Source organism: Solibacillus merdavium, from assembly GCF_014836935.1.
Classification (GTDB): Bacteria; Bacillota; Bacilli; order Bacillales_A; family Planococcaceae; genus Solibacillus; species Solibacillus ferritrahens.
In genome coordinates this window covers 144386-169153 of record NZ_JACSPW010000003.1, presented here as the reverse complement: position 1 = coordinate 169153, position 24768 = coordinate 144386, and the positions used below count along the sequence as shown (strand labels likewise).

Below are 24768 nucleotides of genomic sequence, written 5' to 3'. Positions count from 1 at the left end.
GTTCCTCTTATTTTAGGAAATTTAAAAAATTAGAGAATGATGTTACTAAGTTTTGATAGTAGCCAATCACTTTATCTTTTAATGCGATTTTCTCAGCTTGCTTTTGGTCTGTTTCCGTATCAACACTAATTTCTTCCGTTTCAGTTGGTACCGTTTCTTCTACTGGTTCTGATACGATATTCTCCACCTCTTCAACTTCTTGCTCAGGAGTTACTACAGTTGAAGGTTGTTCAGGTTGTTCTTCATCTTCTACAACAGCTGGACTTTCCAGGTTTTCATCAGTCTCAGTTGGTAATTCTGCATTATCAACAGCATTATCTTGAGATTCATCTTCTTCTAATGTTGTATCTGTTGTATCTGCTTCATCAGCATCTGCAGAATCATCAGTTGCATCATCAATTACTGGCACATTTTCAGATTCTTCGTTTGTTTGATCCGATTCTAAGTCACTTAAATATTGTTCAATATGAATTTGATAGTAGTTAATTAAACTTTGATAACTATTGTCGATAAATTGATACGATTCATCTAACCAATTAATAAAGTCATCGTCTGCTGTACCATCTTCAGTTACCGGTGTTTCCGGTTCTTCAACTACCTCTTCTTCAGTTGGTTCTTCTTCCGATACTGGTGTTTCCGGCTCTACCACTACCTCTTCTTCAGTCGGTTCTTCTTCCGATACTGGTGTTTCCGGCTCTTCAACTACTTCTTCAGTTGGTTCTTCTTCCGATACCGGTGTTTCTGGCTCTTCAGCTACCTCTTCTTCAATTGGTTCTTCTTCAGTTACCGGTGTTTCCGGCTCTTCCACTATCTCTTCTTCTGTTTGATCATCTTCAGAAACTGGTGTTTCCGGTTCTTCAGCTCCATCTTCTGTTTGGTCGTCTTCAGTTACCGGTGTTTCCGGCTCTTCAACTACACCTTCTTCAGTTGAATCTTCTTCCGATACTGGTATTTCAGGCTCTTCAACTACCCCTTCTTCAGTTGGTTCTTCTTCCGATACTGGTGTTTCAGGCTCTTCAACTACACCTTCTTCAGTTGGTTCTTCTTCTGATACTGGTGCTTCTGGCTCTTCAACTACCTCTTCTTCAATTGAATCTTCTTCTGATTCTGGTGCTTCCGGCTCTTCAACTACCTCTTCTTCAATTGGTTCTTCTTCCGATACAGGTGCTTCCGGTTCTTCAACTTCATCTTCTTCAGTTGGTTGTTCTTCCGATACTGGTGTTTCCGGTTCTTCTACTATCTCTTCTTCAGTTGAATCTTCTTCTGATTCTGGTGCTTCCGGTTCTTCTACTACCTCTTCTTCAATTGGATTATCTTCAGTCACCGGTGATTCCGGCACTTCAGTTGCACCTTCATCTACACTATCATTATCTGTTTCATCTATATTATCGCTTTCTTCTAGTTCATCATTAGCTGTGACAGAGTTCTGCTGGGCTACCTGGCTAACAAGCTTCCCTTTTTCAGGAGATCCTGGCAGGCTCTTTGCGAATGCCGATACTTTCTGTCCATGATTTTTCGCGTGTTCAATAATTTCCGGATTTACATCTTTTGTATCAAGCTCAGATGCAGAAATAGGTGCTCCAGCCGCTAAAAATGATGCAGCTATAAATGATGTTGACATCACTAGTGGCGCTACTTTCTTAGAAAAATTTTTATTTGCTGTTTTAGAGTCCATTTGTTTTTTATTCATTACTTGATCGCTCCTAATTCGTATTTTTTCTACTGATAGGATGGATTTTTCATTTTTCCGGTATTTATCGTTTCACCTCTGATTCAAATTGAGTAAAATAACTACTCAAATTTTTAGGCAGCACCATCTACTGCCTGTTTAGAATATACCAAAATTATATTACAATATTGTTTTACTCTGATTAAAAGAGTTGAGGCCTTCATTACGAATTTTTCGAATTTTGCAATATACGAAATAATAAATACAGATTAAATCATTCTATATCTAATAAAATGATTACGCTTTCATATTTGCTCTCTATGATATTTAATGCGATTTCCTCTATAGTATTAAATAGGAAAATTATTTTACAGATATAACGTTACAGTAAAAATTGCCTTAACAAAAATGACATTTTTCAGCTTATTATTACCGATTCAAAAATATAAAAATTAAAAAAGCCCTCAAATAGTTGAGTTTATCTGGTGAAACACTTTATTTATTATGTAACATTCATTTTAACTTCCTTGAAATATAAGGTTTTTTTGAATACGTAAACATATTAAAAAGGCATTTTAATAATCCAAAGATGCAACGAACTCCTTAGATATCAAAATGCCTCACCAACTATTCTATTCATTTAAACAATCCTTTTGGTTGTACAAAAACCGTATTTTTTAAAGTTTTAATGGTAACTTCATAAAGGTGCTGCTTAAGGTCATCTCGATTTTCTCTTCTAGTTTGCAGTGATGAATAAGAAATGACTGGTTCAATTCTCTTTAATACTTGAACAATTTCATTTGAATCAAAATGCTCGACCATAGTTAACCTCCCCCCTATTTTTTACTCCTTTCATGGTTTACCTTAGTGAGGTCGTTCGATAATACGTCAATCGAATTTCGTAATGAATCAATTTTGCCTTCGAATCTCATTAGTAAATAAATCGCAATGGTAATAGGAAATCCGAAATTCCCCAATATTTGAAACAGCTGTCCCTCAATCATTCCTCTCCCTCCCTTCTCTTAATATATTTATTGATCTATGAATCATCTTAGAAATAGCTTGTTGTGATACATTGTAAATCGTCGCAATTTCCTTCTCAGTTAACTCGTTTACATACCGATAATACAACACTTGTTTTTGTTTAGTATTTAAACGCTTTAATAAGGTGATTAACAATTCATCACTCAACAAGCTCTCTAAGTCATTCTCAAAAATGTTTTCGAATTGGAGAAAAGAATTTTCATCTTGGACTGTGTCTACCATTGCTAGGCTTTCATTGATTGGGGAATCCAAATTCAATTCGTACTTTCTATTGTGCTCTCTTAACTTTGAATCAAATTTTCTGGATTCATATATAATTGCTTTTTTTATATAGGCGATACGAACTATCTGTTTTTCAAAATATTTAAATTGTTCATTTAAGATGTCAGCATTAGTACTTGTCGGATCCTCTAAATATGCAGTATACAGTTTGTTATGTTCTTCAATCTCTATAAATCTCTTGAATACATTACTATTCACAACATCAGGATTTAAAATCTTCATTCGTCATACCCCTTATCTTTTTAGTCATAAAACATGAACTTTCGTTCGTTTTTAATTAAAAAAGACCGAATAGAACTTTTGCTTACCTTCTTACTATATATAGGGGGATTTCTAAAGAAAAATACAACCAAAAAAATGAAATTATAATAATTTTTAAATGTTTTATATTCATTTTATACGAATATTAGGATATAATTACTATTTTTACCTTAGGCTATGTAAAGGGATGTTCATATTAATGGTTTTTACACATTAAAATGGCACCAGAATATACAAGAAAAGCACCAGTCATAGTATTTCAGGACTTTACTACTACTGGTGCCATCCTATTACTGCATCTAATGTTGCTTTTCAGAAAAACCTATTAACCTCCCCCAATTCCTATTAGCCATAAATCTAGAGCGATAATAATCATATCAATCATCTTCTCACCCCCCCTTTTTACTTATTTTACATAATTTATACTTTTTTGTCTTATAATATTAGTAAAAGAATATTTAGGGAGGATGTTATGAATAATTACGGACAGACAATAAAAAAAATACGAGTTGGCAAAGGTTTATCTCAAAGATATGTATCAAACAATATTTGTACACAAGGTAATTTTTCAAAATTTGAACTAGGAGAAAATAAAGATATTAAACATTCCACCTTATCTGAATTTCTAGTCCGTATAGAAACTTCTTACGAGGAATTTAAATATATTAATAATGGCTATAACATGTCTTTAAGAGATGAAATTATTAATAATTTTTATAATCAAACCTATAATAATTCGGATAATTTACTGCAATTACAGCAAAGTTGTATTTCATACTTAAATGAATGTCCTGAGGATAAACTTATTAGTAAAATAAATATAATTATAAAAAGTCTAAGAATACTAGCAAATACTAACGATATTCATAATGCAAAATTACTTGCTGAACCCATCTGGACAGAATTATCTCGTAGGGACAATTTATACTTATCCGATATCTTTTTACTAAATGCTATACTTTATATTTTTCCAGTTGATACCGCTGTAGAAATGAAAAATTTTGCTTTTCGGCATATTGAAAAGTATAAAAATTTCCAAAATATAAATCGTATAAAAATAAACTTTTTAGTTAATTTATCCTTGTTATATTTAAAAAATAACGATTATAATATGGCTCTAGAACAATTAGAAAACTCTATCGAACTCTGCAAAATAGAAAAACAGTTTATTAATCTATCAATATGTTATATACGTAAGGGTGTTTGTTTAAATAATATGGGCACTCGCGGATTATATTGGATTAATAAAGGAATGAGTATGTTGGAAGTTTTAGATCAGTTCGACTTGTTATCAATATTAAAAGCAGAAATAAAACAATACTCGACTTAAGGCACCTTTAAAAAAGGACTTACAACAGCTTAAATAAACTGTTGTAAGTCCTACTTCAAATTTATATTCGTATTTTAAACACTTTGTTTGTAATGGGAGAAAGAAATTTAACTCCTTTTTTCGTCATCATATCGCCTAGAATATGAGAAAGATAGGCCATAGTTGAGATTATCGCTAAATGTTCAGCCCCTGTGCTCACTTCCAACAGATGAGACATATACCCCCAATAAATTAATGCCCAAATTGTATGGGTCAGCCCTCTGTGCGGAAACCATCCCGCTGCCCCAATGTAGATAGCAAACATAACGAGCCACCATAGTTCATCCGTCATGGCATAGTATAGTAGGAATAAACTTAAAATGCTCATAAGAATATTTTTCAATGTTTCCTGGCTTTTCATGGATAATGCAATAATGATTGCTCCCAAACCTAAAAACAGTAGTTTATTTTGTTGAGTGATCCATTCTTCCTCTAGGAAAGGCAGGAAATTGAATTGGAATATGTAGGAGACCAATGACAGAACAATCAATGCCCCACCGACAAATTGTCCGCCCTTTTTTATTTGTTTCGCCGTCTTCGTCACATGCTTGTTTAACAGATTATTTCCGTCTAAATCAGGAGCAAGCGAAGCCACAGCGGATGCACCTAAAACAACAGGGATCATCTCGGGTGTTTGGCTGACAGATGCCACTGCCCCAATTCCCAACCCAATTGTTAAATGTGTTCGACCTTTCATGTTGCCACCTCTTTGTTGTGATCTCTTTATATAAGAGTTACCGTTGAACCGTTAATTACAGCTTAGTACCCTTCTTTCCTGGTTGACTGTAAAAGCAAAAAATGGGGTACCTTCTATTATAATATGGTTTTACTGGTTCCCCTATCACTTCTTATGTATTCAAAGATTCCATTGTACTTAAACTAATTTGATTAATCAAGTTTTACTAATTGTAAAAAGAACTAGCACACAGTAAACTCTGATTAGAATTGGTCTCAACTCCTCACTCAGGAGTTTTTATCAGATATTTAGCTTATCCTATAAACATGGAAAAGTCGCAGAACCTTTAAGGTGAGGCAATGAAAAATTCCTTAGTAATTGAGAGAGTACAGGAACGAAAATTCGTTCCAAGACCTCTTTTTCTTCGATGCCGTTGATTTCCATTACGGCGGACGCTTTTCGCGGGTACGGCTACGATATTCGCAGTGAATCTGAAGCAAAGGGAGGTATTATGTAAAGAAATAAGAGGAGATTTTACCGTTATTTAAATGATGTTGCTCATTTTTGGATAAATAAGGGGAAGTTTTACCGTTATTTTAAATAAATTCCCGAAATTTCATGTTTTTCAGGTCAATAACGGAAATTTCTCCCCTTATTTTTACTATTTTTTATTTTATTTTCGAAATAAGGGAAATTCATTCCTCTATTTACTCATTACGCAATTCAATCCCCCATCACCATCGGGGTTATTTGGCATGGAAATAAAAGGTGCCACACCATATTCGCAGAGAAGGCACTTCCCATTCAATTCCGAATAGGAAGTGCCTTATTTTTGTTTGAAAAACTAAACCGTCATTTCAGTGCCCTACCTTTAAGGCACCGCGACTTTTTTTATTAGTATAAAATGAAATTCACAAAGATAAAAGATCGATTATAAATGATTCTTCCATCGGACCAACAAATTCATGCTTAATATTCCCTTTCTCGTCGATAAATATTGTAGTTGGAATAGTAAAGGCACCATAGGTCATACTAACGTCTCCTTGCTCATCCAACAAAACCGGAAATGTCAGCCCATATCTATTAACAAACTCCTGAACATCTTTAGGAGTATCCTTCTTCGTCATGTTCACTGCCAATATTTCAAGCTGGTCATTATATTCTTCATATATTCGTTGTAAATGCGGAGCCTCCATTTTACAAGGTTCACACCAGGAAGCCCAAAAGTTCACAATCGTCCATTTCCCTTGAGAATTCGACAGTGAATGCTGTTGATGATCTAGTGCCTGCAATGTGAAATCAGTTGCTTTAACTACACGAGAGCCATCCTCATTCGTAGCTTTACTTAAGTTTTCATTCGTGGACATGCTATTTTCCCATATAAGGATTCCGATTAATAATGTGATAATAGCAAGTCCAATATATTTCTTCATTGGATGTTCTCCATCGTTGTTAAAGTTAGCCACAGTTGTTCTAACGTTTGACAATGGTAAGTAGTTAGAAGCGTTTGAATATTTCCTTTCGCAATTACTTCACCTTCATGAAGCATAATCACTTGGTCTGCAATTTCTTCGGCAAATGAAAGTAGATGGGTAGAAAACAAGATGTGAGTCCCTTTTTCTTTTTCTTCCACAAGCATTTTTTTCATTGTTGCAATCCAAAATGGGTCTAAGCCATTCGTCGGTTCGTCCAATATATATAAATCGCCATCGCCAATTAAACTTTGGGCTAAATTTAAACGTTGGCGCATCCCTTTTGAATACTCCGAAACCCGTAAATGACCTTTATCAGCTAGTCCTACTTGTTCAAGAAGTTTTGGGATTGTATTGGAGGACACTTTTTTTAGATTGGCTAATAGTGCTAATATTTCAGCAGCTGTTAAAGTATCCGGGAAATTTAAATCATCCGGCATATAACGGAGTGCCTCTTTTGAAAAACCATTTATTTCTCCTTCATTTTGCACGAGCTGCCCAGTTAATAGTTTTATAATGGTACTTTTTCCTGCGCCATTTGCTCCGACAAGTGCCGTAATTTCACCAGCATCAATTTTTACATCAATATTGTGCACACCTCGGTTTTTCTTGTACGTTTTCGTAATATTCAACAATTCAACGGTCATATATTTATCACCTTCTTTTCAACAAATATGTAGCTAATAATAGTGGACTTACTCCCCATAGTGCAGTAAATAAGCTGTAATAAAATAGTCCGACTGTTGAATCATAAAATTTCACCAGCTCATAGAAGGCTGGTCCTAAAACAGCTGACTGATCCGTAAATACAAAATAACTAAAGCGCAACCATTCAAGCGGATTAATATGAATGGATAACGAAATGAAGGTTTTCAATAAATTTTCCGAAATAATGGTCCCTACCGCCATTAATACATACGATAAAATCAGTGTAATCATCGACCATACACCTAAAGCAAGTGCCAGTGCATGTAGCCTGTTTTTCGCTATCACACCTACGAAAATACTAAGTGATGTGAAAAGTAACAGCAAAATAAGAATAAATACGATGAACGGACCATTTAGTGAAATGCCGCCAAAAAAGCTCCCCATCATATAGGAAAGTGTAATGGCTAATAGTGTAATGAATAAGAATACATTAAATAAGCCGATCCACTTCGTAAAAATATACTTACCATTGGACATCGGATATGTTTTCAGTAAATTTAACCATCCTGATTCACGGTCCGCCGCTAGACTCATTGAACCAATTGTCAGTATAAATAACGGCAATAAAAATAATAACACGTTTAACATTGCGGCTGACTGACGCGTAAATCCTTGTGCATCAGGCATTGCAATTTGTTGAATCATTAACACGGATGTAAAGGTAACGACAAATAATACGGTAACGATTTGAAGCCATTTACTACGGATTAATTGCTTCATCTCAAGTTGAATAAACTTTATCATTCGTGCGTATGGATTCCCCATTCAAATGTTAACAAATCATCATATTTAAGCTGTTTACCTTGTCCATTTTCATTCATATAAGCATCCACACTTTCCTTCGATGCAAATGCAAGCACGCCGTAGTTCATAGGTGTCCAGTAGTTCGCTTCGTAGATATATACGGCATCTTTTACATTTATCCATTTATTTGTTGATTCATCTTTAATGTATGCCGCGCCAATATCGCTCTCGCCATTCGTAATAATGTATTCCATCAAACAGCCTAAATCGTCAAAAACGAGATGATCATTATTTTTAAACACAATTTGACCTGCGTAATCCATATGTGAAATTGTCATATTACAAATTTCACATACATCGGTTTCTGCAGAAATCTCTTTCGGCTTGTATTCTTTATTGCCACAGCCTGCTAATAACATCATTGCAATAATAGTAAATATAACTAATAGCCGTTTCATCTTAATTTCCTCCAAATACTAAATAATATGAATAAACTTGCCATACTTCCCAAAATATGTTTCCAATTCAGTTGAATGCTTTGTTCTTTTTTCTCCGTCATCATAAGTGGATTTTTATCAACTAAGACCATCTTTTTTGTATCGGAGAATTGCTGATCCAATTTATTAAGTAATGTGACACTCGGAGATTCTACGTAATACTGATACACGGGCTTACGTACCATCCATTGCCCAAAACTTGTGAATGAATGATAGTCTGTATCGCCTATTCCATCAGCATTGAAATCATAGCCATTATAATCGTCATAATGGTTTCGATTTAACACAAAGCCAATTTCGTCAGACCGAGCCGTTAATATATTACCTTGAAACTCATTTTCAGTAACTGTTACGTTTGGTGAACTTCTACTGTGAATGACCGTTCCATTTGACTGAAACATATTCTTGGTAAACGTGCTGTTCTTTACTTGATTCCAAATCGTCGCAGTCGTATTTTCCTTAAATATATTATTCGTGATTTGCGCTTCTTCAATATCATATAAATACATGCCGTTACTGTTTAATTGAAGCTGTCTTTCGATTTGGTTATGGGCAATATAAGCATTTTCAACGACCATAATCGTCATGCCCGATACATTATTCTTAACCGTATTGTGTTGCAGCTGTATATTGGTACCGTACATGAAATGCAATCCATACCGCCCATCTTCAACTACCGTTTGCTGGACATCTACATTTTTTGTTTTCTCAAAATACATACCATCCTGAATGTTTTTAGCAAACAGATTTTTGACAATAATTTGTTCCCCTTCAAATAGACTCACCGCGTTTGGCTTTTTGGAAAAATGGCCTTCTTTTTTTCCCTCTATTTTCAAAGAGGAAAGAGTGACATTTTGAACACGGTTAAACTCCACACCTTTTTCATCAATATCTAGGTTCAAATTTTTCAAGACAAGATCTTTACTGTCTTCAACAAGAATAGGCGTTAGTTTCGTTTCAAATTGGAGTGCTTGAAGCGTAATATTATTTGTTTCCTTAATTGTAATTCCTGTAGTTAATGATGTAATTTTTGTTTTTTTATCGCCAATGATTGTAATAGGTTTTGTAATGGTAACTGGTCCTTCGTACGTTTGGTTTTTTAAATAAAGCGTACTATTTGGACTTGTTTCGTCTATTAACTGCTGTAAACTTTCTGCTGCTACGCTATGTGAAACGAGGGGAAAGAAGGTTAATAGCAGCGAAAGAACAGCCCATTTCATCAATTTATTCATAAGCCCCATGCACCTCTATTTATGGTGTATTTACAGAGATTAGTCGCTTTCAGACATATCACCTGCTCATTAATCACCATCATTGTGCTGTTGTTTTTCTCCTTCATGATGCACATGACCGTCTTCAGGATCATGTTTATCCACATTCTCTCCCGCTTTCATTTTTGCTTTACGGCGTTCTAAAGCTTGTTGACGTACTTTTGTATAGGAAGTCAATTCCGAGCCTTCATTTTCATCGATATACGTTTTTGCATCATCTTCATATTTAAAGAAAATATATCCCCAGTTCATCGGTGATTTTAACTTTGTTTTGACAATATACGCTTGCTCTACATTAAACCAATTCAATGTATTGTAATCACGTACAAATTTTTCATTTACTTCTACGTTGGCAAATTCTGCGTTCAGTAAACAACCGATATCATCATAAAATGCAATGGAACCGTCCTCTTTAATTGCCTGAGCTGAAAAGACGCCCATCTCTTGATCTTTTGTATAAACTTTCATATTACACATCGCACATACCGTATCTTCTGTAGGCTCTTGCAAACGTGCATCCTGCGTCCAATCCTTCTCGGCAATTTGTTCAACTTCCTGCTGCTGTGCAGATTCCTGATTGGAAACTGTTGACTCATTCTTCTCTTCAGTTTGATTGCAAGCTGTTAATAACATTGTGATAGTTCCTGCTAAAAGTATCTTTTTAAACACATTCGTCACTCCGTTTCTTATAGTACGATTATTATAATAACACCTGATTTTAATATTATTTTTGACAAAGTAATCACAATATTTTGTGCTAATTGTGAAGTTTTTATAATACCCATGCAGGTATAAAATATCCCATAAATAAAAGCCGCTAAGTTCCGCGGCTTTTTCATGACTATTTTTTGTTTGTTATATCAATATATTTATCTACCTTTAATTCTCGTGGTCTTTCATGATACCCATTTGTAATTTCTTTTTCGAATGATAGATTGGTGTGAGCTTATACAAGTGACATCATTTCAATAATGGATGATATTTTCTCAATAATTGGCGTAATCCTTCTTCACTTACCGGTCCCACAATCCGTTCAAGCTCTTCCCCCTGTGCATTAAGCACTACCGTCGCAGGAATAGATTTTACTTGGAAAGCTGTTCCTACTGCATCATCCTCGTCCCTTAAGATTGGATATGTCACGCTGTAGGTTCCCATAAAGTCTGCGAGTGCTTTTTCACCGTTGTCACGTGCCGTTAAATTGATACCAAGTAAAGCAACCCCTTAGGCAAGTTTTCAGCAAAACTTGCGGCATCTCTGCTTTACATGGCGGGCACCACGTTGCAAAAAAATTAACAACAGTTAAAGATTTTTCCTGGTCAGACAGGCGATATTGCTCACCCGTTGTAGTCGGCAAATCAATCACTGCACGGGTCGTTGTGTTTATGTTTTCTTCAACATCCATCAGCATGATTGCAACTAAGCTTAAAAGTTCAGCACCTGCTAAATACTGAGCATGCTTCGTTCTAAAATAAACAGTTAGTAATACGGCACCATGAAAAAGCGTAAAGCTTGAAATAAAGCCGTCTAACCACATGAGCAGGAAAAATTGAACGAGCAACACATGCTGACTTTTTATTCGTTCAATTAAAATAAGGGTAACTCCCTAGCTTTCCTTTCTATGCTATATTTGCACCAAACCATAAGAAGAAAACGATTATACTAACATTTAAACTAGTAAAAAGCAAACCCAATATTGGTAAAGTTTTTTTTTCATTTGAAGTAGAGAAACAGAAAATAGCCAACACAATAGAACAAATTGTGCCAAGACCAATAAATGCTAGAATCACTGGCGTAAGTGTTTCAGAACTTGCTCTAGCTATTGGATCAAATAGAAACATAGCTGCTGTTACTAATACACTTGATATTAAAAATAAATAACTTTTCCAAGAGTGTTTTTTAGCTGACATTGTGAATTGTTACCTCCAATCCCAATTAATTAACACTTTTTATTTTACCATTAATTTTACAAGAGTACATTAAAATCTAACTTTTCTGTAAATAGAATTTAATGATAGAAGAGATAGATTAATCTTCAATTGTTTGACGACGGAAAAAGAAAATGGCTAATCCGTAAATAATAACCGTATAGACAATGACAATGTAAAGATGAGGTAATGTGGCACTATAATCGTTTGCCAAAAGCGCCCTTACTAAGTCAACGATATGGACAAATGGAAGTATGTAGGCAATTTTTTCAAATGTACCACCAATTAGACTTAAATCAAACCAGGCGCCAGATAACAATGCTGTTAAGTTTGTTAATAGTGCTCCACATAACCCGACTGCTGCCTTTTCACTTAGTAAGATCCCGCATATTAAACCAATTCCTATGAAGATAAAAGATGCGAATAGAAGGCAGATTAATGCGAGCAAGATGTGTAGTGTAATGGTAAAGCCCATAAAATAGGCTGTAATGAAACAAATAATACTTTGTATAAAAGCGATTGCTGCAAGCGGAATGGAATATCCGAGAATAAAATCGGTTGCAGTCATTGGTGTTGTAAGCAACCGTGCTAAATAGGCACTGGTGCGATCTTTTGATAACGTTTGTGCTGCAAATAATGCAATAAAGGATAAACTAAATACGGCTATACCTGGTGTGAGTACATCAATGCTAAATAAATTTTTTGGTACATTTCGGTTAATTGTATTTAGAAGTAGTAATAAAATAATGGGAAACACAATACCGAAAAAGAGAGAAATCGGGTCACGTAAAACTTCTTTTGTAACACGACCAGCAAATATATAGGACCGCATTATGATTCACCTCCAGTGACAAAATGGACAAACGCATCTTTAAAGGTGGATTGCTTTGATTGATCTATGAGTTCATCTACTGTACCAACCGCCTTCATATAACCGTCTTTCAAGATGCATATGCGATCACAAAGTTCTACGGCTTCTTCTAAATAGTGTGTTGTTAGTACTATCGTTGTAGAGCCTTTTAGTTTCTGTATCATCGTCCAGAGCTCTTGTCTACTAATAATATCAAGTCCAAGTGTGGGTTCGTCTAGAAATAATATCCGTGGTTCTAAAATTAATGCCATTGAGATACTCAGTTTACGTTGCCATCCACCAGATAAGGTCTTCCCTCGTTCCTTTTCAAACGGTTCGAGAGAAAATTGTGCAATCATCTCATCTACTTTAGCTGTAGCTTGTAATTTAGAAAAACCGTGTATACGCGCCATTAAGAGCAAATTTTCACGTACCGTTAAGTTTGGAGCAATTGCAGTTTCTTGAGGTGAGACAGCGATTATTGAATGGATAGCTGAATCTTCTTTAGAAAGAGAATGGCCAAGTATATGCGCGGTTCCAGAAGAGGGTTTTAGAAGACCTGTAAGAATTTTGATTAAAGTTGTTTTACCTGCACCATTGACACCGAGTAAACCAAATAACTGTCCTTCTGGTATGGAGAGTGTCAACGGATGTAATGCTACTTTCGTTTTATATTGTTTGGATAATTGCTGAATCTCAATTGCATTAGTCAATTTCATTCCTCCTGATCAAATGGATCATTTACCATATTCATAAACTGTTGGAGCATCTGCTTAGGGACAATAGCTAGCCCTCGTTCTTCATCACCTAAAAGGACGAGGGAATCACCAGATTGAATCTGAAATATTTCACGGGCCTTTTTAGGGATGACGATTTGTCCACGTTCGTTTACTTTTGTTATACCGAAAAAATGCTTTCCCTTTGGAGGAAGCGCTATTGACGTTGTGTCATCTTTATAATTGACTAAATTATCTAATGTGACATTGTAAAATTTAGCGAGGGCCATACTGAAATTTAAATCAGGTACAGAGTCTCCTTTTTCCCATTTAGCAATGACTTGGCGAGAAACATTTAATTCAAGAGCTACCTGTTCCTGCGTCAATTTATGTTGTAAACGCAACATTTTCAAATTCATATTAATCATATTAACTACACCTCTATGTATTATTATAGGCACATTTTATCAATAATCTACCTACATTACATGACATGGATGTTATAATTCGTGGCAAAATTAAAGAGCTATTCTTAGACGAATGACGCTTTGGTAATTTTCTAAAGGGATGTTATTCAATACTATCGTGCTATATACTAAAATAATGGCCTATAATGGAAAAACGCGATCTTCTTATTGAAGAATCGCGTCTGAATGTTGAAAACCTTGTTCTGCTAAGAATCCTTACGATTAAAGGACTAGCCCTTTTTAGTTCCGTTATAGGGATTATACCGGACTGACACCATGCTTGCGTTCTGTGAATGTCAGTTCTTTTGATTTGTATGCATCGAGACGAATCTCCAGTGTCTTGCGCAGTTCGTTCGGTTCAATCACATCATCAATGATTAGCTCCGATGCCAGACGATACACATCGATTTCCTCCTGATACTCTTCCCGCTTCTGATCGATAAATGCGGCCTGCTCTTCTTTTGGCAAGGCTGCGATTTTATTTGCATATACCGCATTAATAGCTGCTTCCGGCCCCATTACAGCAATTTGTGCACCTGTTAATGCAATGCAAACATCTGGTTCAAATGCTGGGCCTGCCATTGCATAAAGTCCAGCACCATATGCCTTGCGGACAATAACCGTAATTTTCGGTACTGACGCCTCACTCATCGCATAAATCATTTTCGCGCCATGGCGTATAATCCCCAGCTTCTCTACATTTGTTCCTATCATAAATCCAGGCACGTCTGCTAGGAAAATTAACGGAATGTGGAATGCATCACATAGGCTGATGAATTTTGCAGCTTTATCTGCTGAATCATGAAATAACACGCCACCTTTAACACGCGGTTGATTGGCGATAATGCCGACAGATTGGCCATTAATACGTGCAAAACCTGTAATGATTTCAGCAGCAAATAACTTTTTCACCTCACAGAATGAGCCTTCGTCAATAATACGATCAATTAAATCATACATATTGAACGGTGCATTTTGGTTAGCTGGGATAATTTCCGCAATCGACTTTTCAAAAGTTTTCGGCAGTTTTGGCTCTTCCAAATTCGGCTTGTTTTTAAAGTTATCTGGGAAGTAGCTGATGTATTGTCTTGCGTAGGCAATTGCCTCTTCCTCTGTTTTTGCCAGTACGTCACCACATCCTGAAACTGAACAGTGCATTTTTGCCCCACCCATCGTTTCAAGGTCGACCTTTTCCCCGATTACCATCTCCGCCATACGCGGTGAGCCTAAGTACATGGAAGCATTCCCTTCCACCATGACTACAACATCACAGAAAGCGGGAATATACGCACCACCTGCTGCTGAAGGACCGAATAATAGACAAATTTGCGGGATACGACCAGATAATTTTACCTGATTATAAAAGATGCGGCCTGCTCCTCGGCGACCGGGAAACATCTCCAGTTGATCTGTAATACGGGCACCTGATGAGTCCACTAAATAAAGTAGTGGAACGTTAAGCTTTTCAGCCGTCTCCTGGATACGAATAATTTTCTCAACTGTTAGCTTCCCCCAAGAGCCCGCTTTTACAGTTGAGTCATTTGCCATTACACATACAGTACGTCCATGAATTTTGCCGATTCCCGTGACGACGCCGTCTGCAGGGAGGTCACCTGCAAGCACATTGGAAAACGTTCCATCCTCTGCTTGTAGCCCTTCATCAAAGAGGAGCTCCAAACGCTCGCGAACAAATAATTTCCCCTGTTCCTTATTTTTTTCGTGATACTTTTCATGACCGCCCTTTAATACAGTATTCTTCATTTCTTGGTGTTTGTTTTCAACTGTCAATTTTGTCATTTCTTCCATCCTCCTTTTATTTGCCACTGTAAGCTGGTGGCCGTTTTTCTTGGAAAGCCTTCAATCCTTCTAGCCGGTCTTCCGTTTGCAGTAATCGGCTATATGCCAATGATTCGATTTGGAGTCCGGTAGAAATATCTGTCTGCATTCCTTGATTAATCGCCGTTTTTGCCTGTATGAGTGAAAGTGGTGCATTTTTGGCGATTTCGTACGCAAGCTCTTTTGCCTGTTCAAGCAATTTTTCTGGCTGTACAATATGCTCGATCATCCCGTACTGATACGCTTCCTCCGCTGATAGACGGCGGGCACTGTAAATTAGCTCTTTTGCCTTTCCTATACCAATTAGTCGAGGAAGACGCTGTGTCCCGCCTGCTCCTGGAATGATGCCAAGTGCTGTTTCAGTCAAGCCCATTTTTGCTGTATTACTAGCTATACGAATATCACAGGCAAGTGCGAGCTCTAGACCTCCTCCAAACGCAACACCATTAATAGCCGCGATAACTGGTTGGGCAAGCGCTTCAAAATGATTCATCGTTTTTCCAATGAGTGCAATGGTTTTTCGAGTTTCTCCCTCATTCATCCCTTTACGTTCCTTTAGGTCAGCTCCAGCACAGAAGGCTTTTTCTCCGTCTCCAGTAACAATAACGACACGGATAGAACGATCATCATGAATTGCTTCTAATGCCTCGTTGATTTCATGTAACATTTGAACAGATAACGCATTAGCAGCCTCTGCTCTCATAAATATGAGAACTGCTACCCCGTCCTGCACCTCTACTTTTACGAAATTTGGCATGATTTTCCCTCCTCTCGTGCAATAGCAACTAGCTTTGAAGATAGTTTTTTGCCGATTAATCCTTCGACATAAAGGGCTGTTTGCTGGATTTTTTCCAAGCTGACACCTGTTTTGATGCCCATCTCATGCAAGAAATACAATAAATCCTCGGTTGCTACATTGCCCGATGCACCTTTAGCATACGGACAACCACCAAGCCCACCAATTGCACTATCAAATTTCGTAATCCCATGTGCCAGACTTGTCATGACATTCGCGATAGCTGTGCCACGCGTGTCATGAAAATGCATCGCCAGATTTTCAGCTTTGAAGTGACGCAGCATTTCATGAAGTAGCGCATCTACCTGTGTCGGTACACCCACACCTGTCGTATCTCCAAGCGAAAGTTCCGATATGCCCATATCAAACAATTTTTCTGCCACATATACGACCTGTTCCGGTTTTGTAACGCCGTCATAGGGGCATGCAATGACCGTAGAGATATACCCTCGTAAGGTCTTGCCTGCTGCTAGTGCACCATCCACAACTTCCTTTAATATAGGAAATGTGTCATCAATGGATTTGTTTATATTCGATTTGTTATGGCCCTCACTTGCTGACATGAAAATACTCACTTCATCGACATCAACATCGAGTGCTCGTACTAGCCCTTTACTGTTTGGCACAAGTGCAGCATACGTAATAGCGTTATTTCGCTTAATTTCTTTTAGAACCTCTACAGCGTCTGCCAACTGTGGAATCCATTTTGGATGTACGAAACTCGTGACTTCGATATAATTGAGCCCGGACTCGCTTAAACGGTTAACGAGTTGAATTTTATCTTCCGTTGGTATAAATGTCGCTTCATTTTGTAACCCATCGCGTGGTCCTACTTCTTTTATTTGCACTTGTTTCGGCAGTTGCATAGAATACACTCCCTTATCCGATTTCAACTAAATCGTTTGCTTCATCGATAAAATCGCCTTCAGCAGCCATAATTCGTTTCACTGTCCCTGCTTCTTCTGCTACAATGGGAATCTCCATTTTCATAGATTCCAAAATAACAACATCTTGACCAGCTGTTACTTGTTCGCCTTCTTTCACCAAAATCTTCCACACTGTTCCTGCCATACTCGCTTTTACTATTGTCATATATTATTCCTCCATTTAAGATAGATTGTAGAGAAGTGGCACGCAGCAGATAAAATCTCGCCAAAGTTCAATCTTTTGCGCCTCTTCTCTTCTTATTTACCGACTGCTGTTGTTTTTGGTAAATAGTATTCCTCTACAAACTTAGTTGTGGTGCTACCTGCTAAGAATTGCTCATGTGTGACGGTTTCAAGCAACATCGGTATATTCGTTTGAATACCTTCCACTACATAACTGCGCAATGCATCGGCTAACTTTGCACACGCTTCCTCACGTGTTGTCCCAAACACAATGAGCTTTCCAATCATCGGATCATAAAAAGGAGTTACATCATTTCCTGTTTCAACAGCTACCTCATGTCGAATTCCTTCTCCTTCTGGTAATACTAGTTTCGTAATTTTTCCTGGTGATGGGAAGAATGTCACGGGATGCTCCGCATAAATACGCACCTCAATCGCGTGCCCTTTTTGCTGAATATCCTCTCTTGTAAAGGCAAGCTTTTCACCATTTGCCATCTTTAACTGTTGCTCAACAAGATCCAGTCCTGTTATCTCTTCCGTTACCGGGTGTTCCACCTGTAAGCGGGTATTCATCTCAAGGAAGTAGAAGTTTTGGTCACTGTCCACTAAAAACTCAATCGTGCCCGCATTTGTATAGCCGATATGTTTGGCTGCATCCACTGCGGCATCGAGCATTTTCTTACGTGTTTCTTCTGATATGAACGGAGAAGGAGCTTCCTCTACCACTTTCTGATTTCGACGCTGTATAGAACATTCACGCTCATAGACGGGAATAACGTTGCCAAATGCATCAGCGAGCACCTGCACTTCAATATGATGGGGTTCTGCAATGAATTTTTCGATGAACATAGTCCCGTCACCAAAGAAGCTTTGCGCACGTTTTTGATTTCCTTCGAACGCTTTACGCAGCTCCTGTTCATTGTTGACCAGCTGCATACCGATTCCACCGCCACCTGCAGATGCTTTTAACATGACCGGATACCCAATGTCCTCTGCAATTTTTGCAGCTGCCTCTGTATCAGCGATTGGTTCATTCACCCCCTGCACAATTGGCACTCCAGCTTGCTGCATTGTTTTTCGTGCCTCTATTTTGCTGCCCATTGCCTGAATGACCTCAAACTTTGGCCCGATAAACGTTAACCCTGCATCCTTTACACGTTTGGCAAATGTTGCATTTTCAGATAATAAGCCATAGCCTGGATGAATGGCATCAGCACCTGTTTGCTTTGCCACATCTAAAATGGAGTCTATATTTAAATAGCTTTGTGTTACTGGTGGTTTACCAATGCAGAAGCTTTCTGTTGCCTCTTTTACATGCAGACTGTTCGCATCAGCATCCGAATAGATTGCCACCGTTTCGATGCCTAATCGTTTACACGTTCTGATAATACGGCGCGCGATTTCGCCTCGATTGGCAATGAGTACCTTTTTGAACATATTTTGAACCTCCCTATTGAACTGTTTTCACCAAATTTGCAAACTGTTCACGAATTTTGAACTTCTGTATTTTCCCTGACGCGGTCATTGGGTAACTGTCGACAAAAAAGATATAGCGTGGTATTTTATGCCTCGATATTTTCCCTTTGCAGAAATCCCTTATTTCCTCTTCTACCGCTGTCTGTCCTTCTTTCAGGATAATCCATGCTGCTACTTCCTCACCGTACTTCTCATCCGGCACGCCTGTCACCTGTACATCGAGCACTTTTGGGTGTTGATAAAGGAATTCTTCTATTTCCCGGGGATATACATTCTCTCCACCGCGAATTATCATATCCTTCAGTCGTCCTGTTACCCGGACATAGCCATTTTCATCCATCGTCCCCAGGTCACCCGTGTGCAGCCAGTTATCGTTGTCGATGGCTTCTTTTGTCGCATCAGGATTATTGTAATAACCTTTCATGACGACATAGCCCCGAGCACAAATTTCTCCTTGCTCCCCTCGAGGAACCTCTTCATTTGTACCAGGCCTCATAATTTTCACTTCCACATTCGGTAAAGCACGGCCAACTGTCTCTACTTTTAGATTCAATGGATCATCTACCCGTGTTTGTGTTAACACTGGTGAAGACTCGGTCTGACCGTAGCAAATCGTCACATCTTCCATACCAAGTGTATTGATGACGTCCCTCATTACTTCGATAGGACAATTGGAGCCTGCCATCACGCCCGTTCGCAATGACGAGACATTAAAACTCGAAATATTCGGTAAATTTAACTCACTGATAAACATCGTTGGTACGCCATGGAGCGCCGTGCATTGCTCCTTTTCAACTGTACGAAGTACTTCCTCAGGATGGAACTCCTGCACCGGTACCATCGTTCCTCCAACTGAAACAATTGCCAATGTACCTATTACACAGCCGAAGCAATGGAAAAATGGGACGGGGATACAGAGTCGATCTTCATGTGTCAGCTTCATACATTCTGCAATATTGATCGCGTTGTTAATTAGATTGGAATGCCGTAGCATCACACCTTTTGGAAAGCCCGTCGTTCCCGATGTATATTGAATATTGATGACATCATCATAACTTAAGGATTGTTTACGTTGCTCTAGTTGTTCATCTGATATTCGGCTACCATTCGCCAAAAATTCCTCGTAGGTGAACGTCCCAGGATATTTTTTATCACTGATTACAACAACGCTTTTTAAAAGTGGTAGTCGGGTACTTTGTAATTTACCTGGTTCACATTCTTTCAACTCTGGACATAAGTCATATAAAGTATCAATGAATGCATGATCTCGGTAGTTGTCGATTAAAATAATCGCCCTTGAATCAGATTGCTTAAGTAAATATTCCAACTCGCTTGCCCGGTAACTCGTATTCACAGTGACTAGCGGTGCGCCCATCTTCCCTGATCCAAACTGAAGACCCGGCCACTGCGGAACATTTGTTGTCCAAACCGAGAAATGATGGCCTTTTTCAAGTTCAATTGCCATTAACGCTTTTGCGACTAAATCACTGTGCTTGTTAAACTGTTCATATGTCATGCGGTAATCTCGGTCTGAATAGACTAATGCCTCCCGATGAGGGTATTGTGCAGCCTTTTCTTCTAATAGCTCGCCAATCGTTTGATAAACAAGTTCTGCCATACGCATTCCTCCCTTTTGTCAATAAATCTAACAACCTAACAACCTAACACTCGTGAAATGACCACACGCTGGATTTCAGATGTACCTTCTCCTATTTCCATTAATTTAATATCACGCAAATGACGTTCTACATCATACTCAGCCATATAACCGTAACCACCATGGATTTGAATCGCCTGATTACATGTACGGAAGCCCATTTCCGACGCATATAGTTTTGCGAATGCGGCTTCTTTTTTAAAGGACTTCCCTTGATCTTTCAGCCATGCTGCCTTCATTACCATATTGCGTGCCAATTCAATTTCCATCGCCATATCCGCTAATTTAAACTGAATTGCCTGTAATTTAGAAATGGATTTTCCAAACTGTACACGTTCCTTCGAATATTGAAGCGCTTTCTCAAATGCGGACTGCGCAATACCGACCGATAGTGCAGCGATGGAAATACGACCACCATCCAGTGTATTTAAAAATTGACCAAATCCCTTTTTTTCATCCCCCAACACGTTTTCTTTTGGTACTCGAACGTTTTCCAAAACAATTTCACATGTATTCGATGCACGTACACCCATTTTTTGATATTCAGAACGGATAGTTACACCTGGTGTGTCAGTTGGAACAATGATTGCCGTTATAATATTCTTTCCTCGCTCATCTTTTCCCGTAACAGCCGTCACTACAATTTGACGGGCATAACTGGCATTTGTAATCCAACATTTTTCGCCGTTAATGACCCACTCATTTCCTTCGAGATAAGCATTTGTCCGAGTACCCCCTGCATCAGATCCTGCATTTGGCTCCGTCAGTCCAAACGAACCGAACGTTTTTCCTTGCGCCATTGGAACAAGGTATTCTAGCTTCTGCTCCTCTGTACCAAAGTTATAAAAAGGGGTTGCGCCTAAGCTGACAGCGGCTGCATAGCTTAAGCCTGTTCCTCCACATGCACGACCGATTTCTTCCACGGCTAATGCAAAGGAAATAGTGTCTCCACCTGAACCGCCATATTCTTCAGGAAATGGAATCCCGAATAAGCCAAGATCCGCCATTTTATCAAAGCTTTCTTTTCTAAACTGATGCTTCTCATCCAGCTCACGTGCATGTGGAGCAATTTCAGCTTGCGCAAACTCACGTACCATATCACGAATCATTTCTTGTTCTTTAGATAATTCAAAATTCATTTTTAAAGCCCCCTTAGTTTTTAGATTAAAGACCGACTAGTCGGTTTGTATTATTTTTAAAAAAACCAGACTTTTGATTGCCTGACTGTAACAGATTTACATAATGTACTTTTTCGCTTTCGCTTCCTCAAGACCTTGCTCTGTCAGAACACCTCGGAGAATTAAATCATTGAAATGATGTGTAATCTGCTCCATCGTTAAGCTACCGTTCTGCCGGTACCATTTATATGTCCAGTTCACCAATCCTATGATTGCCATTGTCGTAATTGTAGTAGAAATCTCGGGTCGAAAATGCCCCCCTTCTTTCCCCTCCTCTATTACCTGCTCAATCAACTTTTGGTATTCCGTCCTCTTTTCTTTGATGATATTTTTATATTCTAGTGGTAAATAAGCGCTTTCATTATAGAACACCGTAATATGCCGCTGATATACATCAAATACATTTGTAAATGCAAACAACAGAGCACTCACTTTATCGATTGGCGTATCATTTTCTTCATAGGCTTTTTTTGTTTCTTTTAATACGTGGGAGATGAACAAATCGTGTATCTCATATAACAGGGCATCCTTCGATTTAAATTTATGATAAAACCCGCCCTTGGATGTTCCAGCAGTTTCCACAATTTCATCCACTGACACACCGTGGTAGCCCTTGTGCCTAAAAAGGTCAAGTGCTGTTTCAATAATTCGTTCCTTCAGCGATTTCTCAACCAACTTCTCGCCTCCCGTCAATCATCCATTAAAATTAAGATGAATTTTCTGCGAAAATACTCATATTTTCTGTTAATTGTCTTATTTTTGTATGATTATAGCACTCTTCCATTTTATCGTCTATTATTTATTCGTAAAAATTATCGAAAATGCTTTTTTTATCTACTTCAAGCGTATTTTATTAGATTTTCAGAAACTAAGAAGTCAGCTTCCGTTTTCTCTCTAATGTCCTCTATAGAAACGCCGGATGCTAATTCTATTAGAACCATTCCTTTTTCGGTAAAATCGAATACAGCCAATTCCGTAATGAGACGATGAACAACTTTTTTCCCAGTCAGTGGCAACGTACATTCCTTCTTAATCTTTGATTCTCCGTATTTCGATACATGCTCCATGATAACGATAACTCGCTTCGCTCCTTGCACAAGATCCATAGCGCCACCCATACCCTTGACCATTTTCCCTGGAATCATCCAGTTCGCCAAATCACCTTTCTCAGACACTTCCATGCCTCCAAGGATAGCGACGTCGATATGTCCACCGCGAATCATGGCGAAACTTTCAGCGCTATCGAAGAAGGATGCGCCTGGTACCGCTGTTACAGTCTCTTTTCCTGCATTGATTAAATCAGGATCTACTTCGCTTTCATCAGGATATGGCCCAATACCTAACAGTCCGTTTTCTGATTGCAATAGCACCTGATAATCACTCGGAATTTCATTTGCAACTAAAGTTGGCATACCAATACCGAGGTTGACGTTCATGCCGTTTCCGATTTCCTTTACCGCTCGTTTAACAATTCGCTCTTTTACACTCATCCAATAGCCTCCTCCACTTTTAATGTGCGTTTTTCAATTTTCTTTTCGTAGCCTTCACCTAGAATTACATGTTGAACGAACACTGCTGGTGTATGGATTTCATCAGGGTTCAGTTCCCCAACTTCGACGATTTCCTCAACTTCTGCAATTGTAATTTTCCCTGCAGTAGCAATAATTGGATTAAAATTTCGGGCCGTTTTACGATAGACAAGATTCCCTAGTTTATCAGCCTTCCATGCTTTTACAAAGGCATAATCCCCTACTATTGCACGTTCCTCAATATACTCTTTGCCGTCAAATTCCTTCACCGGCTTTCCCTCTGCAATGAGTGTCCCCACGCCAGTAGCCGTGTAAAACGCCGGAATTCCAGCACCACCTGCCCGGATACGCTCTGCCAATGTCCCTTGAGGGGTCAGTTCGACTTCTAGCTCTCCGCTTAAAAATTGTTGCTCAAAAGTCTTATTTTCCCCTACATAAGATGCAATCATTTTTTTGATTTGCTTGTTCGCCAGTAATAATCCTAGCCCCCAATCGTCAACACCGCAATTATTGCTGACAACCGTCAAATCTTTAATGCCTTTTTGACGAATAGCCTCGATTGCTAGTTCAGGAATACCACAAAGTCCGAATCCACCGACTAATATGGTTGCACCATCTTGTACTTCTCCAACAATTTCATGTATATTTTTCTCTACTTTATGCACAATATTCCTCCTTTAAGTAAAATTAACATCATTATAAACAGGTTATTTTAGAATAGCAAATTTAAATTCTGAATTTTCTAATATACAGAATACTAGTTTAAAGGCTAGCCATGTTTATTGACAGCAAGCTTCTAACATTTCACTCTTTTCTCCTAAGTCACTAAAAAACCTCGTCAATCAACATTGATTAACGAGGTTGGAGATTGTCGACAAAAGATCTCGAGAGATGAACTCTCGAGACCTTTTGTCTTTTTATTATAAATTTCAACTAGATGGTTATCCGGAACAATTTGTTCACGTTCATTGTTTGATTACTAGTCATTAGAGAAATCGTATCTCACTTTATTTAAAGCGATGAATAAGTTGATTGGAGTGGAGGGACCGTGACTCCACCGGGATTAGCGCGCGCGGAAGATCCACTAAATTGTGCCTGCCGTTGTAGGCACAATTTAGTTAGCTGGAGCCGTGCCCGGGGAAAGCGTCGGTCCCGGAATGGAAATCAACGGTTCAATGTTAATGTATTTCTTAAACAATCATTTTTTAACGAGGTTGGATACTATTAATTACGCAG

Annotated in this window: 28 protein-coding genes; 1 reads left to right on the top strand and 27 read right to left on the bottom strand. The window is 38.2% G+C overall.

Translation table 11 applies throughout. The features are described 5' to 3' along the window. Positions 1-7: 7 nt before the first annotated feature. The 4 genes from H9632_RS05380 to H9632_RS05365 all read right to left on the bottom strand — a co-directional run bounded on the left by H9632_RS05380 (position 8) and on the right by H9632_RS05365 (position 3217). Positions 8-1690 carry a hypothetical protein gene (locus tag H9632_RS05380; protein WP_191703088.1) on the bottom strand — a complete coding sequence of 561 codons (1683 nt, stop codon included), beginning with the start codon at positions 1688-1690 and terminating at the stop codon, positions 8-10. A gap of 615 nt (positions 1691-2305) precedes the next feature. Continuing rightward, positions 2306-2491 carry a hypothetical protein gene (locus tag H9632_RS05375; protein WP_191703087.1) on the bottom strand — a complete coding sequence of 62 codons (186 nt, stop codon included), beginning with the start codon at positions 2489-2491 and terminating at the stop codon, positions 2306-2308. Positions 2492-2505: 14 nt separating this feature from the next. After that, the gene (locus H9632_RS05370) at positions 2506-2673 is read right to left on the bottom strand and encodes a YvrJ family protein (protein WP_191703086.1); all 168 of its coding nucleotides are present in this window, start codon (positions 2671-2673) and stop codon (positions 2506-2508) included. Further along, a complete protein-coding gene (locus H9632_RS05365) occupies positions 2666-3217 on the bottom strand; it encodes a sigma factor-like helix-turn-helix DNA-binding protein (protein ID WP_191703085.1) in 552 nt (183 codons plus the stop codon). The genes H9632_RS05370 and H9632_RS05365 overlap by 8 nt, the downstream gene beginning before the upstream one ends. Before the next feature lie 511 nt (positions 3218-3728). On the opposite strand from H9632_RS05365, the gene H9632_RS05360 reads away from it, so the two are divergent. After that, a complete protein-coding gene (locus H9632_RS05360) occupies positions 3729-4586 on the top strand; it encodes an XRE family transcriptional regulator (protein ID WP_191703084.1) in 858 nt (285 codons plus the stop codon). A 61-nt stretch (positions 4587-4647) separates the two neighbouring features. Here H9632_RS05360 and H9632_RS05355 read toward each other — a convergent pair whose 3' ends face one another. The 23 genes from H9632_RS05355 to H9632_RS05250 form a co-directional block, all read right to left on the bottom strand. Beyond that, positions 4648-5322, bottom strand: a complete 675-nt coding sequence (locus H9632_RS05355; protein WP_191703083.1) for a metal-dependent hydrolase — start codon at positions 5320-5322, stop codon at positions 4648-4650. Between the two features lie 890 nt (positions 5323-6212). Next, the gene (locus H9632_RS05350; protein ID WP_191703082.1) at positions 6213-6734 is read right to left on the bottom strand and encodes a peroxiredoxin family protein; all 522 of its coding nucleotides are present in this window, start codon (positions 6732-6734) and stop codon (positions 6213-6215) included. After that, complete coding sequence (locus H9632_RS05345) at positions 6731-7420, bottom strand: ABC transporter ATP-binding protein (protein WP_191703081.1); 690 nt, start codon at positions 7418-7420, stop codon at positions 6731-6733. The genes H9632_RS05350 and H9632_RS05345 overlap by 4 nt, the downstream gene beginning before the upstream one ends. A gap of 7 nt (positions 7421-7427) precedes the next feature. Continuing rightward, positions 7428-8225, bottom strand: coding sequence for an ABC transporter permease (locus H9632_RS05340; RefSeq protein WP_191703080.1), 798 nt, complete (start codon positions 8223-8225; stop codon positions 7428-7430). Then, entirely contained in the window at positions 8222-8683 is a 462-nt protein-coding gene (locus tag H9632_RS05335; protein WP_191703079.1) for a nitrous oxide reductase accessory protein NosL, read from the bottom strand. The genes H9632_RS05340 and H9632_RS05335 overlap by 4 nt, the downstream gene beginning before the upstream one ends. After that, complete coding sequence (locus tag H9632_RS05330; RefSeq protein WP_191703078.1) at positions 8680-9954, bottom strand: NosD domain-containing protein; 1275 nt, start codon at positions 9952-9954, stop codon at positions 8680-8682. Before H9632_RS05330 ends, H9632_RS05335 begins: the two co-directional genes overlap by 4 nt. Before the next feature lie 69 nt (positions 9955-10023). Continuing rightward, positions 10024-10662 carry a nitrous oxide reductase accessory protein NosL gene (locus tag H9632_RS05325; RefSeq protein ID WP_318247671.1) on the bottom strand — a complete coding sequence of 213 codons (639 nt, stop codon included), beginning with the start codon at positions 10660-10662 and terminating at the stop codon, positions 10024-10026. A 291-nt stretch (positions 10663-10953) separates the two neighbouring features. After that, positions 10954-11133: a TlpA family protein disulfide reductase gene (locus H9632_RS18795; protein ID WP_225223687.1), complete on the bottom strand. Its 180-nt coding sequence runs from the start codon at positions 11131-11133 to the stop codon at positions 10954-10956. Positions 11134-11176: 43 nt separating this feature from the next. Beyond that, positions 11177-11551: a TlpA disulfide reductase family protein gene (locus H9632_RS18790; protein WP_225223686.1), complete on the bottom strand. Its 375-nt coding sequence runs from the start codon at positions 11549-11551 to the stop codon at positions 11177-11179. Positions 11552-11609: 58 nt separating this feature from the next. After that, entirely contained in the window at positions 11610-11900 is a 291-nt protein-coding gene (locus H9632_RS05315; RefSeq protein ID WP_191703077.1) for a hypothetical protein, read from the bottom strand. A 118-nt stretch (positions 11901-12018) separates the two neighbouring features. Further along, positions 12019-12750 (bottom strand): ABC transporter permease, encoded by a 732-nt coding sequence (locus tag H9632_RS05310; RefSeq protein ID WP_191703076.1) that lies wholly within the window; start codon positions 12748-12750, stop codon positions 12019-12021. After that, a complete protein-coding gene (locus H9632_RS05305; RefSeq protein WP_191703075.1) occupies positions 12750-13487 on the bottom strand; it encodes an ABC transporter ATP-binding protein in 738 nt (245 codons plus the stop codon). The genes H9632_RS05310 and H9632_RS05305 overlap by 1 nt, the downstream gene beginning before the upstream one ends. Further along, positions 13484-13912, bottom strand: coding sequence for a helix-turn-helix domain-containing protein (locus H9632_RS05300; protein ID WP_191703074.1), 429 nt, complete (start codon positions 13910-13912; stop codon positions 13484-13486). Before H9632_RS05300 ends, H9632_RS05305 begins: the two co-directional genes overlap by 4 nt. A 297-nt stretch (positions 13913-14209) precedes the next feature. Then, on the bottom strand, positions 14210-15748 hold the full coding sequence (locus H9632_RS05295; RefSeq protein WP_191703073.1) for an acyl-CoA carboxylase subunit beta: 1539 nt from the start codon (positions 15746-15748) through the stop codon (positions 14210-14212). A gap of 16 nt (positions 15749-15764) precedes the next feature. Further along, entirely contained in the window at positions 15765-16544 is a 780-nt protein-coding gene (locus H9632_RS05290; protein ID WP_191703072.1) for an enoyl-CoA hydratase, read from the bottom strand. After that, positions 16529-17449, bottom strand: a complete 921-nt coding sequence (locus H9632_RS05285; protein WP_191703071.1) for a hydroxymethylglutaryl-CoA lyase — start codon at positions 17447-17449, stop codon at positions 16529-16531. The genes H9632_RS05290 and H9632_RS05285 overlap by 16 nt, the downstream gene beginning before the upstream one ends. Before the next feature lie 13 nt (positions 17450-17462). Further along, positions 17463-17675: an acetyl-CoA carboxylase biotin carboxyl carrier protein subunit gene (locus tag H9632_RS05280; protein WP_191703070.1), complete on the bottom strand. Its 213-nt coding sequence runs from the start codon at positions 17673-17675 to the stop codon at positions 17463-17465. 92 nt (positions 17676-17767) lie between these two features. Continuing rightward, positions 17768-19129, bottom strand: coding sequence for an acetyl-CoA carboxylase biotin carboxylase subunit (locus tag H9632_RS05275; RefSeq protein ID WP_191703069.1), 1362 nt, complete (start codon positions 19127-19129; stop codon positions 17768-17770). A 13-nt stretch (positions 19130-19142) separates the two neighbouring features. Next, positions 19143-20786, bottom strand: a complete 1644-nt coding sequence (locus H9632_RS05270; RefSeq protein WP_191703068.1) for an AMP-binding protein — start codon at positions 20784-20786, stop codon at positions 19143-19145. 35 nt (positions 20787-20821) lie between these two features. Then, positions 20822-21964: an acyl-CoA dehydrogenase family protein gene (locus H9632_RS05265; RefSeq protein WP_191703067.1), complete on the bottom strand. Its 1143-nt coding sequence runs from the start codon at positions 21962-21964 to the stop codon at positions 20822-20824. A 96-nt stretch (positions 21965-22060) separates the two neighbouring features. After that, positions 22061-22678 (bottom strand): TetR/AcrR family transcriptional regulator, encoded by a 618-nt coding sequence (locus H9632_RS05260; RefSeq protein WP_191703066.1) that lies wholly within the window; start codon positions 22676-22678, stop codon positions 22061-22063. 164 nt (positions 22679-22842) lie between these two features. Then, positions 22843-23493 carry a CoA transferase subunit B gene (locus tag H9632_RS05255; RefSeq protein ID WP_191703065.1) on the bottom strand — a complete coding sequence of 217 codons (651 nt, stop codon included), beginning with the start codon at positions 23491-23493 and terminating at the stop codon, positions 22843-22845. Beyond that, positions 23490-24197, bottom strand: a complete 708-nt coding sequence (locus tag H9632_RS05250; protein ID WP_191703064.1) for a CoA transferase subunit A — start codon at positions 24195-24197, stop codon at positions 23490-23492. The genes H9632_RS05255 and H9632_RS05250 overlap by 4 nt, the downstream gene beginning before the upstream one ends. Positions 24198-24768 lie beyond the last annotated feature (571 nt).